The following is a 14342-nucleotide window of genomic DNA, read 5'->3' on the forward strand; positions in this document are numbered from 1 at the left end:
ACACACAAATATTTCCTTATGAAACAGCTCATGAAAATGTGGAACCCCTGGTGGACAGAAGGAAAAGTCCCTGCTTCTAAAAAAAGGATCTCACGCCCTGAAACCCTTGAAACAATCCTGAAGCTTCTGGATATCAGGGAGGTTATCTGCATTACCGGGGTCAGGCGATGTGGTAAGTCAACTGTGATGTACCAGGCAATAGACCACCTTATAGGAAAGGGTGTGAAACCTGAAAATATACTCTACTTCAACCTCGATGAACCTTTTGAAGACAAAAGCATAGGACTGCTCGACAGAATATTTGGGGAATACATAGAGATCCATGTGCCAAAAGGGAGAAAATATATCTTCCTTGATGAAATCCAGAATATAAAAGATTGGGAACAGTGGGTCAAAAAGTTCTATGACCTTTATGGGGAAGAAATCAAGTTTGTACTTACGGGTTCGAACAGCAGCATGCTTTCTGACCAGCTCTCTACCCTTTTGACCGGGAGGATGATCACACAACACGTGTTTCCCCTTTCGTTTAAAGAGTATCTGGATTTTGAGGGTTTTGAATTAAAAGATCCTGACATTCAGAGAAACGAAATTCTGCACTATTTTAACAAATATCTCTTCAAAGGAGGTTTTCCCGAAGTTGTCCTTGAAGATGATATGGATATCAATCACCTCCGGTTAACCGAGTACTTCAACAGCATCCTCCTTCGGGACATAGTGGTGGGTCGGAATATCCGGGAAAGCGCAAAACTGATCGAACTTGCGAATTATTCCCTATCAAATGTCTCCACTCTCCTGAGTTATTCAAAAATCTCGAATGCCACCGGGCTCTCAGTCAACAGCTTGAAAGAATACCTGCTTTATCTAGAACAGGCCTACCTGATATACCAGTTGAACTTTTTTTCATACTCAGTCAAAGATTCAATCTCAATCAAAATGCCCAAAAAGGTCTACTGCATTGATAATGGGCTTCGAAATTCAGCGGCATTCACCTTTTCTGCTGATGAAGGAAGGCTTGCAGAGAACCTGGCTTTTGTAGAGTTGAAGCGGAGAAAAGTAGAATTCTTTTACTGGAAAGAAAAAAGAGAAGTAGATTTTGTCGTCAAAGGCATAGATGGAGCGCTCACAGGTATAAACTGCACTTGTACAGATCATATAAGACAGGGAGAAATCAATGCTCTTCTGGAATTCAAGGAACATTTTGGGGAGAAAGTTTCCGGCTTAATCTTGCTTACGAAGAATCTCGAAAAAAAGGAAAATGATATCAGTTATGTTCCTCTCTGGAAATGGGTTCTTGGAACCAGATGATTAAATGGCTTAGATTCCTGCTGAGGATATCGGTTGGGAAGATGATTTTGAGTTACCTGGATAGATAAGGAGGAACTTTCGCCTCTTATTAAGCGGTCCATTTTCTGATGACTTTTTTAGTCTATAGTTCTTCTGAAAAACGTCGCTTGAGTCAGAAAAACCTCCCCCAGAGGAAGAAGAATCGCTTAATCTAAAGAAGCCCGCAAAGTGCCCCTTATAAAGATGAAAAATCCGGGTTTGAAATTTCGTTTTCTGAACCTTATCTTAACAAACGTGTTCGGGGTAGATTTAAGCAGACTGCCGGCAAGAAAAATATATTTTAATTGAACTGTTTATGAGCGAAGATTTTCATTTCGTGTCCGGCGGTCCGGTTTCGGAGAGATCCAACGAAAACTGAATCCGGTTACCAAGTTTCACTTGAATCAGAAAAACCTCTCCCAGAGGAAAGATCGCTGAATCTAGAGAATCCCTGCAAATGTCTCTTCTAAATCGAGTTCATCCCAAAACTCACTTTATTCTTACTCATTAAACGTTTTTAGAATTGTTTTCACAATCAGTAACTCGATTGATCATTTAAAATTTGAAAATAAGGAGATTTTAAGAAATAAGGCCTTTTTCGCGTAATATTCCCTGTTCATCACCCGTAATATAAGCAAAAATTTTCGGTTTTTCATCTCTCATTTGGACAAAATAAATTACATCAAACTCAATCAGTTCTTCTCTTCCGTCTTTTTTGCTGTAAAATGAACGCCAGTGCACTTTCGCCATTGAATGGTATTCGTCTAAAGAAGATACCTTAACTGAATCAATGATCATGGACTTTGTCCCAATGCTTTTGTAAAACTCATACCCTTGAGTAATCACAGCACGAAATTGATCATCATTCTTACCGCATAGAACCCCGAAGGGATTAGCTCCAATAAAACAGTCTGTAAATGAATTTGCAGCCTCTTCAACGTCAATTGTCCCGACTAATGACTCATTAAATCGAGCTTCATATTTTCTAAAAAAATCTTCCAGTTTCTTCTCAATATTATTATCCATAATCCAACTTCCTCTGAGATACCTCTGATTTTATGCAGATGTCTGACAATTTTTTCCTTTTTTATTAATGAGCCTTTCCCAAAAACAATTTTTATTCCTTTATTTAGAAAAGTTTCAGAAATACTCTTCTGATCAAATACTTAATTGACTATTTCAAAATCGAGAATTATAGAAATAGATTTTGAGTTCTGGGATCAGCTCCTTAACAAACGTGTTCGAGGGAGATTTAAGCAGATCGCCGGCAGGAAAAATATATTTAGACCTGATCTCAAAAACAATTTTGATCTTCAGATTAATTAAATTTCAGAATCACTTTCATAATAAAAAACTTGAGTGATCATTCGAAATTTGGTAATTAAGAGATACTGTTTTGAGTTTTGACATAAGCTCCACAAATGTAGCTAAAAATGTAAAGCGATTAGTTTACAAATAGTTATCTGGATAGTTATCCATCCCTGCAGAAGCTGCAGGGTGTTTGATTGAGATAACCTCTATGTGTTCCTCCAGACAAACGTTATATCAGTCAGATGAATATGGTTGTGTTCATTAAGCTTGTTCAAAATTTTACTCTGCATCGCATATGTAACATTCTTCGCAGCTGTCACAGTTGCCAGTGAACGCATTTTGTATTATAAAAGTTTTACCCGCGCTATCAGCTTTGAAATCAATGCTGCCATCAGGAAAGCCAGCCGCTACTTTTGGTGCCATGACGATCTTGATACCATTATTCTCCGTGATTACATCAAATTCATTTATGTCATCAGCAAGTGCTAATCCGTAGTGAACATCTGCACTTGACTCAGTTATATAGATCCGTATCGCTGGTTGCTCGATCTCTTCTTTGTCGAATAAAGATTTAAGCTCTGCAGCAGCTCTGTCTGTTATTTCTATCATTGTATGCCCCCAATTTCCAAATATAAATTGCCAATTTATATATGATAAGAAATCGGCAATTTATATGGGATCATTTATTAAAACTGGTATATAAATATCCGGTTTTCTAATTAAACTATCTATAAACCAATTTTACTACTATATTGTTACCTGATCCATAATTCACTCGAAAAACGTCGCTTGAATCCTAAAACTTCCCACAGGGAAAAAGAATCGCTTAATCTAAAGAAGCTCTGCAAAGTATCCCTTATAAAGCTGCAAAAATCACGGGTTTTTGTTCTCTTTTCTTAACTTTATCTTAACAAACGTGTTCGGGGTAGATTTAAGCAGATCGCCAGCAGGGAAAAATATATTTTAAATTGACTTAAAAAGAAGCTTACAAGTAAAAAATAAAATTATACAAGTTCAGAACTGGTAGAGAGTTTTTCAGCAATAACCACATATTCGGCAAAGGATTCTGATTCCGGAATAGATAAATTGTCCTCTATCAGTCCCTGTACGTGCATCTCAATAGCTTCATAGATATTTTTCTCTACTTCTTCACGAGTAGAACCTGTGGCCCCACATCCTGGAAGGTCAGGAGAATATGCTGAATAGTTGTTTTTTGCTTTTTCGATTACAACGAGGAAACGGTGCATGGTTAGCCCTCAATTTTTAATTTTGATTTCCTGGAAAGATGAGAATTAGTTGCTTCACATTTCTAAACTCAACAGTTTCTCCACTTCACGAAGGACATCTTCTATAAAGACTTCGGGAGACTCTTTTGGCTCCATATCATTTCCCTGATGAACATGATATGAAAAAGTTTTAAGGTCCTTCCAGTGAGGAGAATTGTCCCAGCGTTTTATTGTCCTAGCGTTTTACCATCTCATTTCCTTTTTGCAGGTGGTAGGAATAACGTCTAAAATCTGACCCTGAACTTTCACTAATCTGCAATGTATAACCACCTTTGAGAGTCACTGTAGCTTTTAAGGCCTGAACAGGTGGTTCAAAAACTGCTTTGATAACTTTTAGCTCCAGAACAATCTCACTGGAAGAAAGGGCAGAAACAGTTTTGCTTATTGTCATAGGAACTGTTCCCAGTACCTTAATGCTGCAACATAGCTTTCCCAGAGAATAAAATCATCCCATTCTTCAAAATCTTCTTCCTCTGCTCTTGATTGGATTCTGTTCTCAAAAGCAGAAAAGTCCATTCCGTACTTCTGTTCCATTTCAGCAATCTTTTTGCCGTAGTAATCTATCTTTTGTTCAGCCTGGTCGTGCACAAGCCTCTTCAAGGCCTCCTGTTCGTCTTTATACAGGCCTGCTTTTACCATGTCACTGATCGGCTCAAAGACTTTTCTGGGAACTTTTACATACTCAATAGCATCTCCCAAGAGTACCACCTAATTATCATTTTGTTGTTCTTATCTTAAATGTGTTTGTTAGTCCGATTCCCGCTGTCTTCCTCTTTTCTTGATTTTTCACTTTTTGACGTGGCGAACGAGACAGTTTGCGGGGAAATAAATATAATAAATTTCTAAAGCTATCCAGTTTAATGCAAGAAAAGATATGACTTGATCCAAAAAAAGTTTAACTTACATGAAGCTCGCTTCAGAAAGTAGTATGCAGTTCATCTTCTAAGAGGGATTCCAGGCAAGCCTGAAGTGCTTCTTTAATGTTTTCGATAGCTTCATCTACCGTATCTCCCTGTGAAAAACAGCCCGGCAAGCCAGGGCAGCTGGCAATAAATCCCCCAACTTCTTCGTCTTCCTCAAGGATAATTTTGGACCGCACAAGACCACTTATAAGGCTTTTTGCTTAAATTTGTATGGGTAAGGATTTGATGTTAGATGTGTTCCATGAAAATATAACACCTGAAAATTGTTTTTTTAGTAATTATAAATACTACAACCGCAGATACTATAACGCATTAAAAGGAACCAAACAGAGCCTGAAAAAATGCCAGAAAATCGAAAAGAAGCTGAAATCTATATTAGGAAACTCCATGAGATGCTCCCTGAGCTTAAAGAAAAGTATCATGTCAGTTACCTGGGTATTTTTGGATCTTACATAAGGGGAGAGCAGAAGCCCGGAAGTGATCTGGATGTACTTGTTGAGTTTTCCAGAACTCCTACTATTTTTAAATTTGTCAACCTTGAGAACTACCTTTCGGAGGCTCTGGGCGTTAAGGTAGACCTGGTTATGAAAGACGCATTGAAGCCAAACATAGGCAAACATATCCTGAGTGAAGTTGAAGCTGTCTGAAGAGGGATCGAAAATTCGTGAAGTAAAAGATTGTATTCGGGATATTTATGACGCAATGGAAGCAGCAGAGGAATTTGTCAGCGACTGGACATTTGAAGAGTTTACCGAAGATCGCAAAACACAGTTTGCAGTAATCAGAGCTCTAGAAATCATTGGCGAAGCAACAAAGAATATCCCATATGAAGTGCGTGAAAAATATCCTTTTGTTCCGTGGAAAGATCTGGCAGGGATACGGGACAAGTTAATCCACGCTTACTTTGGAGTTAATCTGAAAGTAGTTTGGTTATCTGTTAAAGAGGGTATTCCCGAAGCAAAACCAGATATCAAACGCATACTGGATGAAATGTGACTTAGAAAGATTCTTCTCAAGAGGAAAAAGGATCACTTAATCTAAAGAAGCCCTGCAAAGTGCCCCTTATAAAGCTGCAAAAACCGTGGGTTTTAGTTCTTTTTCCTTAATCTTTTTCTTATAAACGTATTCGAGGAAAGGGATTAAAGACAATATATGAAAAAAATATCATGAGAAGTCCAAATGATATTACAAAAATTAAGGATCAGGTTCAAGATACTTCTCGCCGAAAAACAGTAAACAAAAAGGTAGATTTTAAATCTGGCAAGTGGATCTATTCGATTTATTTAGCCAGATTTGACCAGTTACCTGCTGTCTTTTTTTAACCGTTTTTATCATTCGGGTTGGATACTGAGATATATTTAGATATTTCTTCCGTATCCGTTCCGTTTTCATTTTTGACTATTAAACTGACGGTATAGTCTCCAGCTTTATTGTATGTACAGGATTTCTGTCTGCTGAGTATGTATTGTCTCCAAAATCCCATTTCCATTCTGTTGCATTTTCTGATAAATCTGTAAATTGTACAGAAAGAGGAGCACAGCCATTTGTAAAATTGGTGCTGAAATTTGCAACAGGTATTCTCGGTTCCTTCAATGAAATAGTACACATGTAAATGTCACTGCCATACTTTCTACTATCATACCACAATATTCTGTCCCCGTATATTACAGGACAATCCTGAATTAATCTACTGGTGGTGATCTGAATTTCTTTCTGGGTGGAGAGATTATACATGAAAATATCAGGGTTCCCATTTCGTTGATCCTGCCAGACTATCCTATCACCGTAGATATCAGGGCGCTGTTGACTTAAGTTATCAGGAGTTATCTTGATTTCCGTGGAATCGGAGATATTATACACATAGATCTGCCTTTTTTCATAGCCATCATCCTCCCACACTATCCTATCATCATAGATAGCAACAGGATATCCTGCTGACCCGCTGGTAGTTATCTGAATTTTTTTGGAAGTAGAGAGATCGTACATATAAATATTGGAGAATCCATTGCTATAGGATACACTGGTATAGTTCAGCCACACTATCTTGTCACCATAGATATCAAGCTCCACAGCTGATGTATCGTTAATAATTTTACTTTCTTCGGAAGTAGAAAGGTTATACATGTAAATATCGGACGTTCCTTCTTCATCACGATTATCTGCCCACACTATCCTGTCCTCATAAATAGCAGGATGGGATGTGGTTCCGCAGGTGGTAATTTGAGTTTCCTTGGAAGTAGAGATATTATACATGTAAATATCGGACTGGCCATTGCGAGCTTCATACCAGACAATCCTGTCCTTGTAAATCTCAAGTCCATACACTAATCCGTTAGTAGTGTGTATCCGAGTCTCTCTTTTAGTTGAAGTATTGTACAGACAGATGTCATACTTATCATTCCCACTATAATCTCCGGTATGATCAATCCATACTACTTTGTCATCGTAGATTGAAGGAGAATCGTACGTAGCTTTTCCACTGGTGCTAATTTGAGTTTCTGTTAGGACGAGTTGATCATCTAAAAGTTGTTCAGCAAATACTAAGACTGTAAATAGTTTTGAATCGGTAGTATTTATATCGCTTACTGTCAGATTAACAAGATAGTTTCCAGGATTGGTGTATACGTAAACAGGATTTTTTTCTGTAGATTCAGGTACTCCGTCATTATTGAAGTCCCATGATCTTAATATCGCATTTTTTGAGAAATCTGTGAACTGTACAGACAGAGGGGAAAATCCCAAATCTGGGGCCACAGAAAAGTTTGCGACGGGAGATTTGAATACTGCCGAAGCCATACAGGTGTAAACATCAGAATGTCCATCCTTTGCGTTACGATTATCCTTCCACACTATCCTATCATCATAAATAGCAGGCCACATTTGACCTGATTCACCTCTGGATACCTGAAATTCTTCCTGTGTGGAAATATTGTACATGTAAATATTCCAGCTGCCATTGCGGCTATCCATCCATATTATGTTCTCTTTATATATTTTAGGTCGAGATGCGGATTCACTATTTGTAATTTGAGTTATTTTTGAAGTTGAGACATTATACATGTAAATGTCTGAATTTAGACTGTAACGCCGTCCACCACGGTCACCCGCCCATACAATAGTGTCACCGTATATCGAGGGATATAACTGCGGATATTCGCTGTCGGTAATCTGAGTCTCTTTTGAAGCAGATAAATTATACATACAAATATTGGGGTTTCCATTGCGATAGTCTGTCCATACTATTCTATCAGCATAAATGGCGGGATGAAGTGCTACTCTATTGGATGTGATCTGATATTCGGTAGATGTGGACAGATTATACATGTAGATGTCATCGACTCCATTTCGAGAATTATGCCATACAATCTTATCTTCGTAAATAGCAGGAATGCTGTCTTCAGATACATTTTTGGTAATCTGAAATTTCTCAGCTGTTGAAATATCGTAAACAGAAAGATTGTAATTCTCATTGTTTCCACAGATTTGATAATCTCGCCATACAATTTTATCGCCGTAGATTGCAGGCCGGCTCCCATGGAATGACTCAAGCTGGATATCTTCTGAGGTGGTCAAATTATACAGGTGAATTATCCCTGAATCATTAACAAAATCTGCCCATACGACTTTATCCCCATAAATAGCAGGAGTAGATGCTCGTGAACCGTTTTGCGTAAGCTGAATTTCCTGTACAGCAGCTGATATTGAAGTTAAGATAAATAAAACCAAAATTGTTGAAGTTAAAATCATTGAACATAGCTTTTCTTTGTTCATCATTTATTCCCCCCAATATGATTTATCTAATCTTTAACACATAAGCCTTAATAGTGTCATTATTTCTCATTAGTCCCTAGAGATTAAAACGAAAGGAATAAAATGACCATAAATATATTTAGTAAAAAAATTATACCCTGAAAGTTTCTTCTGTTATTTTTAAAAATGATTGCCAAAACAAATTTAATGCTGAATTCGTGAAGCATAAACAGACAAAGGAGAACAGACTAATTAAAAGAGTTCAATACACTTTCAGAATGGAAAATCTTTAGTATCTCTGCATATGGAAAAAAGAGTTGCTTATCGAGGTTCTAACAGTTGAACTGGCATCAGGAAAGCAAATGAGATATTTCTAAAATATGAGTAAACAAGACAAATATACTTTCCTGCCAATTTTGATAAGTAATCCTCTTTTTAATTAAGATTCATAATGATTTACTGGTACTGACAGATAAAGAAAGTACTCTCTTTTGAAGCTGCAAAAATTACGAATTTTTCAATTTCACTTTTCTTACTTAATCTTAACAAATGTATTCGGGGAAGATTTAAGCAGACCGCCGGCAGGAAAAATATATTTCAATTGATTGTGTTGGGGGGAGATATTCATTTCGTATCCGGCGGTTCGTTCTGATAGTTACTTCTGATTCTTAACAAATGTACTCGAGGGAGAGCCCTCTACTCCGAAGACCTGGTCTCATTTGATAGTCAGACCATTGACCAGAAGGATGCAGAAGGGTTTGCGAAGTATCAGGGGTTCCAGGGGTTACAGAGTTCATGGATCTTTTCTGGATTGTGACAATAGCTGCTTAAATCCTGATTTTTCTGAAAAAATAAGAAATGTTTATATCTTTTGCTTCAGTTAGTAAGAATCAGAAATATTAATTTCATACTTCTGCTTGAAAAATCAGGTTCTTTGTTTTTCCTGTAAAGTGGGGTTAACCCCCTTATCTTTGAGAGTCAGAAGAACCTCAAGTTATACTGATCATGATTTATCTCCACCAGAATGTCTGTTAAGATTCCAGAAGGTGAACGAAAATGAGCGAAATTGACTGGGACTCTCCCGAAGGGGCCGAAAGGTATGACCGGAACTGTGATCATCAGTTCCAGAAAGGACATGTACTGATAGAAATGATGGGAATAAAGATAGGGGATTTCGTGCTTGACGTTGGCTGCGGAACCGGGCGGCAGGCCCTGAACGTCGCCGGAATTATTGGGCCGGCTGGCAAGCTCACGGGGATCGATCCTTCTTCATATCGCATTGAACTTGCACGAAAAAAGTTTGACGGAGATTCCTCAGGCAATGTCCGTTTTCTGGTAGGACAGGCTGAGGATCTAAGAGACGTACCGGATAACTCGATAAACCATGCATATTTCTGCTCCTCATTCCACTGGGTTGATGATAAGAAAACCGCCCTTAATGAAATATATCGGGTGCTCAGGCCAGGGGGCATGGTTGGCATGACAACAATTGACAGAGACAGCCCCAACACGAAGAAGGCACTTGCAGACCCCATTCTCGCAAAATATGGCATCGAAAGGCACCATGAATGGCACAGGGGCATGAAAAAAGTAACTTCACAGGAACTCCATGATCTGCTTTCAGAAGCCGGCTTTACCGGCATCTCAATAGAGCCAAGGGCAGTCCCACGGAAGTATAATTCACCAGAAGAGTTTTTGCAGCACTTGGAAGAGAAGGACAGCCCCGAAGGAGTGTTGAAGGACATTCCCGACGAGGTCAGGGAAAAGATCAGACAGGAAATTACCGAAGAATTCAGGAAAGCCCAGACCCCGGAAAGCACAGGTTTTGGGAATATTACGCTGTTTGCAATCGCAACAAAAGCGAAAGAAGAGATGTGAAGGGATATAAAATCAATTAGCAGGGATACTTTTCAAGGTTTTTCACGGCTTAGAGATTATCCGAAAAGTAGTTACCTGTTATAACTTTTACAATATTCAATATTCACAACCGGAATGGGTGCTCTGATATTATAGATTGTGACTTCTCAACATGTATTACTGACTTTTCGGATAGGCTCTTAAATGAAGGCTTTCCTTGATCCTTAATTTACTTTAAAAACGTCGCTTTAATCAGAAATATCTTCCCACAAGAAAAAAGAATCGCTTAATCTAAAAAAGCCCTGCAAAGTGCCCTTTTTAAGGCTACAAAAATCACAGGTTTTTCAATTTCTCTTTTCTTATTCTTTAATCAACAAAATCGGAGGAAAATAGAAATCCTCTAATAATACAAAATTTCTATATGTTAAGATGTAGTTGCTGCAGAATGTGGGTTACTACGAAAAACATTGAAAAGTAATTATTTTGAAAAGGTTGGTGTGATAATATGAAAGGATTTGCAATGCTTGAAATCGGAAAAGTGGGATGGATTGATGCTGAAAGACCTTCAGCAGGACCATATGATGCAATAGTGAGGCCTCTTGCGGTCGCGCCGTGTACATCAGATATTCATACTGTCTGGGAAGGTGCGCTTGGAGACCGCAAAAACATGATTTTAGGACACGAAGCCGTAGGTGTTATAGATGAAATCGGATCAGAGGTCAAAGACTTCAAACCAGGCGATAAAGTAATTGTTCCTGCAATTACACCTGACTGGAGGTCCATGGAGGCACAGGATGGAGTACCTATGCACTCAAATGGAATGCTTTCTGGATGGAAGTTTTCAAACTTCAAAAGTGGGGTTTTTGCAGAATGTTTCCATGTAAATGATGCAGACATGAATTTAGCTCTACTTCCAGAAGGAATGCCCCTCGAACAGGCTGTCATGCTATCAGATATGGCAACTACCGGAATACAGGGTGCAGAAATGGCAAAAATTAAAACGGGCTCTACAGTTGCAGTCATAGGAATTGGTCCCGTTGGTCTGATGGCAGTGGCAGGTGCAACTATTCTTGGTGCAGGCAGGCTCTTTGCAGTAGGAAGCCGGAAAGTCTCTGTTGATCTTGCTCTGGAATACGGAGCATCTGAAATTATTGACTACAGAAAAGGTGGACTTGTTGAACAGATTCTTGAAAAGACGAATGGAAAAGGTGTGGATTCTGTAATCATAGCAGGAGGAAATGAAAACACAATTTCGGATGCAGTCAAAATTGTAAAACCTGGAGGCACTGTATCAAACGTCAACTACTACGGAACCGGAGACATACTTCCCATTCCACGTATTGAATGGGGGTCGGGTATGGCTCACAAAGACATACGTGGAGGCCTGACAACCGGAGGTCGTCTGAGAATGGAAAGAATGGCAGACCTGTGTACCTATGGAAGAATAAAACCGGAAAAAATGGTCACCCATGTATTCGAAGGATTCGACAAAATGGAAGAAGCTCTTATGCTCATGAAAAATAAACCAAGAGATCTGATCAAACCTGTTGTTCTTCTGGATGAATAAGCGAGTCAACTACCCCTCCCTAAACTTTTCGCAAAGCTCAAAGTTTTAAGGAAGGGGTATTCTCGCCTTATGCATAAAGGATTGATCAGATAGATGGATAGAATCGTAAAAATCCTGCGAAGTATCACTTTTAAATCTGCAAAAGTCACGGTTTTTCCAATTTCACTTTTCTTAACGTTATCTCAACAAACTTATTCTGGGGAGATTTTAGTAGACTTCCGGCAGGAAAATATACCTCAAATGAGCTGAGTGAAAAAAAAACTGCAACATCGGATAGATCAAAAATTTGCCAATACCGATATATATTATGGGCATATATCGGATATACAGAGTTATGGCAGATACCGATACTCAACTGATTAAAGGAGAACTTCTTGCAAGAATAAGTGAAAAAATGAAGCAGCTAGACTCCATGCGGCCCATTCCGGCAGATGTTTTAGGCAGGCTCCATGAAGAGACGAGGTTAGTGCACACCTACCACTCGAACGCGATAGAAGGTAATACGCTAACACTCCAGGAAACAAAACTTATCCTGGAAGAAGGGCTGACTATTGGCGGGAAATCTCTCAGAGAGCATATTGAAGCGACAAATAACGCGAAAGCTTTTGACCGGATGGAAGAGCTGGCAAAGAAAAAATGTTCAATAGACCATATCATAATTCAGGAAATCCATGAAATTGTAACCAGAGGCATACTTGAAGATGCAGGCAGATACCGCACCAGAAATGTGAGGATAACCGGTGCAGTAAAATCTTCGCCCGATTGGTCGAAGATAGCGAAACTGATGGATGAACTTATCGAAAAGATAACTGAAAACAGTGAGCATCCCATTGAAACAGCTTCCTTCCTGCATCACAGGTTTGTAGAAATTCATCCATTCAGTGACGGAAACGGACGGGTAGCCCGGCTTCTCACAAATTTATATTTGATTGCAAGGGATTATCCTCCTGTCGTGCTCAAAAAAGAGGACAGGGGAAAATACTACAAATGCCTTAGAGCTGCAGATACTGGTAACTTGGGACCGTTTGCCAATTACATAGCAAAAGCCGTGGATGAAAACTTGACCCTTTATCTCTCCATCTCAGGAGGAAACGACGAACTATTGCCTCTGAAAGAACTTGCCATGGAAACTCCTTATTCTCAGGAATACCTCAGCCTGCGGGCCAGACAGGGGCTTCTGGATGCAGTAAAAATAGGAAAAACATGGCACAGTTCAAAACATGCGGTTGGACAGTATCTATCCGAGCATGGAAAAAAGGATATTTGATTTCTGTGTTTTTAACAAACGTTTTCGGGGTAAATTTAAGCAGGCCACCGGCAGGAAAAATATATTTCAATTGTATTCTGTTTGTGGACTCTAATTTTCAGGAATCCTCTCCAATCCATTCTTCCCGAGAAATCCGGGCTTGTTTAAGAATTCTGGTCAAAAGGTCAACTCCGATTGTACCTTTATTCGGATTGGGAATCGTCAAAACAAGATCTCCTTTTCTCATAAAAGGATGCTTTCCGCCAGAATAAGGCCCTTCAAATCCCAGTTCCTGTAGCCTTTTAACAAAAGTTCGCCAATCGACAGGAACCAATTTAGACAACTGCAATATCTCCCGGTTCTTTGATTATATGGTTTCCTATCCGGGGAAGAGGCAGTCTGTTTCTTAATCTGATGACAATCCATTCATCGATAACTTCTTCCAGGTTTCGGCGGCATTCTTCAAGGGTCTTGCCTGTAGCCCATACACCCTCAAGTTCGGGGACTTCTCCATAATAAGGTTCTTCGTCATCGATTATTTCGTATTTTGCCCTTTCAAGAGCTGCTTGGATATATTGTATAAGCATTGATAAGACTCCTTTCTGAACTTTTGTGTATTCAGTTCTATGCTGTCTAGGTCTTATATAGATTCTATGGATCGATTGATTAAGTTTTGGTTTACTGTTACTGAACGATAAAGAAATACCTCTTTCTAAAAATTCTTTCTAAAAATGCAAGAATCACATGTTTTTGGTTCTTTTTTCTTACTTTTTTCTCAATAAACATGTTTAGGGAAGATTTAAGAGAACCGCCTACAAAAAAATATGTTTAAACTGGATTAAAAATAAGTTTGATGAGAACTACAACTTAAACAAATTCGAAATCAGTGGAAGGTTTTTCAGCAATAGCCACATACATGATATGGAAACGTTTTAGGATCTTTCCAGTGAGGAGAATTGTCCCATCGTTTTACCATCTCATCCCCTTTTTGAAGGTGGTAGAAGTACCGTCTGAAGTTTGACCCTGAACTTTCACTAATCTGCAACGTGTAACCGCCTTGAGGGTTACTCTAGCTTTTA

General features: G+C 38.9%; 17 protein-coding genes and 1 pseudogene. 7 read left to right on the forward strand and 11 right to left on the reverse strand.

The window, feature by feature from the left end:
* Window positions 1-18: 18 nt before the first annotated feature.
* Complete coding sequence (locus MSHOH_RS09095) at window positions 19-1305, forward strand: ATP-binding protein (protein WP_048139075.1); 1287 nt, start codon at window positions 19-21, stop codon at window positions 1303-1305.
* Window positions 1306-1902: 597 nt separating this feature from the next.
* Here the strand turns inward: MSHOH_RS09095 and MSHOH_RS09100 are convergent.
* From MSHOH_RS09100 to MSHOH_RS09125, 7 genes are all read right to left on the reverse strand, one after another.
* A complete protein-coding gene (locus MSHOH_RS09100) occupies window positions 1903-2349 on the reverse strand; it encodes a hypothetical protein (RefSeq protein WP_048139077.1) in 447 nt (148 codons plus the stop codon).
* Window positions 2350-2913: 564 nt separating this feature from the next.
* The gene (locus tag MSHOH_RS09105; RefSeq protein WP_048139079.1) at window positions 2914-3243 is read right to left on the reverse strand and encodes a HesB/IscA family protein; all 330 of its coding nucleotides are present in this window, start codon (window positions 3241-3243) and stop codon (window positions 2914-2916) included.
* Between the two features lie 395 nt (window positions 3244-3638).
* Window positions 3639-3881, reverse strand: a complete 243-nt coding sequence (locus MSHOH_RS09110) for a type II toxin-antitoxin system HicB family antitoxin (protein WP_048139081.1) — start codon at window positions 3879-3881, stop codon at window positions 3639-3641.
* A gap of 54 nt (window positions 3882-3935) precedes the next feature.
* Window positions 3936-4091, reverse strand: coding sequence for a toxin-antitoxin system TumE family protein (locus MSHOH_RS25125; protein ID WP_239451371.1), 156 nt, complete (start codon window positions 4089-4091; stop codon window positions 3936-3938).
* A 4-nt stretch (window positions 4092-4095) separates the two neighbouring features.
* The gene (locus MSHOH_RS25130) at window positions 4096-4311 is read right to left on the reverse strand and encodes a hypothetical protein (RefSeq protein WP_239451297.1); all 216 of its coding nucleotides are present in this window, start codon (window positions 4309-4311) and stop codon (window positions 4096-4098) included.
* A complete protein-coding gene (locus tag MSHOH_RS09120) occupies window positions 4308-4628 on the reverse strand; it encodes a hypothetical protein (RefSeq protein WP_239451298.1) in 321 nt (106 codons plus the stop codon). Before MSHOH_RS09120 ends, MSHOH_RS25130 begins: the two co-directional genes overlap by 4 nt.
* A gap of 208 nt (window positions 4629-4836) precedes the next feature.
* Window positions 4837-5019 (reverse strand): type II toxin-antitoxin system HicB family antitoxin, encoded by a 183-nt coding sequence (locus MSHOH_RS09125; RefSeq protein ID WP_048139084.1) that lies wholly within the window; start codon window positions 5017-5019, stop codon window positions 4837-4839.
* Between the two features lie 165 nt (window positions 5020-5184).
* Between MSHOH_RS09125 and MSHOH_RS09130 the strand changes: the two genes are divergently transcribed.
* Window positions 5185-5490 (forward strand): nucleotidyltransferase family protein, encoded by a 306-nt coding sequence (locus MSHOH_RS09130; RefSeq protein WP_048139086.1) that lies wholly within the window; start codon window positions 5185-5187, stop codon window positions 5488-5490.
* On the forward strand, window positions 5477-5839 hold the full coding sequence (locus MSHOH_RS09135; protein WP_239451299.1) for a HepT-like ribonuclease domain-containing protein: 363 nt from the start codon (window positions 5477-5479) through the stop codon (window positions 5837-5839). Before MSHOH_RS09130 ends, MSHOH_RS09135 begins: the two co-directional genes overlap by 14 nt.
* Window positions 5840-6244: 405 nt before the next feature.
* On the opposite strand, the gene MSHOH_RS22100 is transcribed toward MSHOH_RS09135, so the two are convergent.
* Window positions 6245-8614: a PKD domain-containing protein gene (locus MSHOH_RS22100; protein WP_052730787.1), complete on the reverse strand. Its 2370-nt coding sequence runs from the start codon at window positions 8612-8614 to the stop codon at window positions 6245-6247.
* Between the two features lie 670 nt (window positions 8615-9284).
* Between MSHOH_RS22100 and MSHOH_RS23660 the strand changes: the two are divergent.
* The 4 genes and pseudogenes from MSHOH_RS23660 to MSHOH_RS09155 form a co-directional block, all read left to right on the forward strand.
* Window positions 9285-9410: pseudogene (locus tag MSHOH_RS23660) on the forward strand (hypothetical protein); the annotation flags it as partial.
* A gap of 239 nt (window positions 9411-9649) precedes the next feature.
* Window positions 9650-10471: a class I SAM-dependent methyltransferase gene (locus tag MSHOH_RS09145; RefSeq protein WP_048139090.1), complete on the forward strand. Its 822-nt coding sequence runs from the start codon at window positions 9650-9652 to the stop codon at window positions 10469-10471.
* Between the two features lie 484 nt (window positions 10472-10955).
* On the forward strand, window positions 10956-12017 hold the full coding sequence (locus MSHOH_RS09150; RefSeq protein ID WP_048139092.1) for an NAD(P)-dependent alcohol dehydrogenase: 1062 nt from the start codon (window positions 10956-10958) through the stop codon (window positions 12015-12017).
* 334 nt (window positions 12018-12351) lie between these two features.
* Window positions 12352-13284, forward strand: coding sequence for a Fic family protein (locus MSHOH_RS09155; RefSeq protein WP_048139094.1), 933 nt, complete (start codon window positions 12352-12354; stop codon window positions 13282-13284).
* A gap of 97 nt (window positions 13285-13381) precedes the next feature.
* Here MSHOH_RS09155 and MSHOH_RS09160 read toward each other — a convergent pair whose 3' ends face one another.
* The 3 genes from MSHOH_RS09160 to MSHOH_RS25135 all read right to left on the reverse strand — a co-directional run bounded on the left by MSHOH_RS09160 (window position 13382) and on the right by MSHOH_RS25135 (window position 14308).
* Complete coding sequence (locus tag MSHOH_RS09160) at window positions 13382-13606, reverse strand: type II toxin-antitoxin system HicA family toxin (RefSeq protein ID WP_048139096.1); 225 nt, start codon at window positions 13604-13606, stop codon at window positions 13382-13384.
* Window positions 13599-13850, reverse strand: a complete 252-nt coding sequence (locus tag MSHOH_RS09165) for a type II toxin-antitoxin system HicB family antitoxin (RefSeq protein WP_048139098.1) — start codon at window positions 13848-13850, stop codon at window positions 13599-13601. Before MSHOH_RS09165 ends, MSHOH_RS09160 begins: the two co-directional genes overlap by 8 nt.
* Before the next feature lie 311 nt (window positions 13851-14161).
* Window positions 14162-14308: a toxin-antitoxin system TumE family protein gene (locus tag MSHOH_RS25135; RefSeq protein ID WP_239451300.1), complete on the reverse strand. Its 147-nt coding sequence runs from the start codon at window positions 14306-14308 to the stop codon at window positions 14162-14164.
* Window positions 14309-14342: the final 34 nt, after the last annotated feature.

This window comes from Methanosarcina horonobensis HB-1 = JCM 15518, assembly GCF_000970285.1.
GTDB lineage: Archaea > Halobacteriota > Methanosarcinia > Methanosarcinales > Methanosarcinaceae > Methanosarcina > Methanosarcina horonobensis.

Excerpts from the sequence above, each read along its gene's own strand:
- MSHOH_RS09155 (WP_048139094.1), top strand. The coding sequence starts at position 12,352 with ATGGCAGATACCGATACTCAACTGATTAAAGGAGAACTTCTTGCAAGA.
- MSHOH_RS09145 (WP_048139090.1), top strand. The coding sequence starts at position 9,650 with ATGAGCGAAATTGACTGGGACTCTCCCGAAGGGGCCGAAAGGTATGAC.
- MSHOH_RS09105 (WP_048139079.1), bottom strand. The coding sequence starts at position 3,243 with ATGATAGAAATAACAGACAGAGCTGCTGCAGAGCTTAAATCTTTATTC.
- MSHOH_RS09110 (WP_048139081.1), bottom strand. The coding sequence starts at position 3,881 with ATGCACCGTTTCCTCGTTGTAATCGAAAAAGCAAAAAACAACTATTCA.
- MSHOH_RS09100 (WP_048139077.1), bottom strand. The coding sequence starts at position 2,349 with ATGGATAATAATATTGAGAAGAAACTGGAAGATTTTTTTAGAAAATAT.
- MSHOH_RS09130 (WP_048139086.1), top strand. The coding sequence starts at position 5,185 with ATGCCAGAAAATCGAAAAGAAGCTGAAATCTATATTAGGAAACTCCAT.
- MSHOH_RS09165 (WP_048139098.1), bottom strand. The coding sequence starts at position 13,850 with ATGCTTATACAATATATCCAAGCAGCTCTTGAAAGGGCAAAATACGAA.
- MSHOH_RS25130 (WP_239451297.1), bottom strand. The coding sequence starts at position 4,311 with ATGACAATAAGCAAAACTGTTTCTGCCCTTTCTTCCAGTGAGATTGTT.
- MSHOH_RS22100 (WP_052730787.1), bottom strand. The coding sequence starts at position 8,614 with ATGAACAAAGAAAAGCTATGTTCAATGATTTTAACTTCAACAATTTTG.
- MSHOH_RS09095 (WP_048139075.1), top strand. The coding sequence starts at position 19 with ATGAAACAGCTCATGAAAATGTGGAACCCCTGGTGGACAGAAGGAAAA.
- MSHOH_RS09150 (WP_048139092.1), top strand. The coding sequence starts at position 10,956 with ATGAAAGGATTTGCAATGCTTGAAATCGGAAAAGTGGGATGGATTGAT.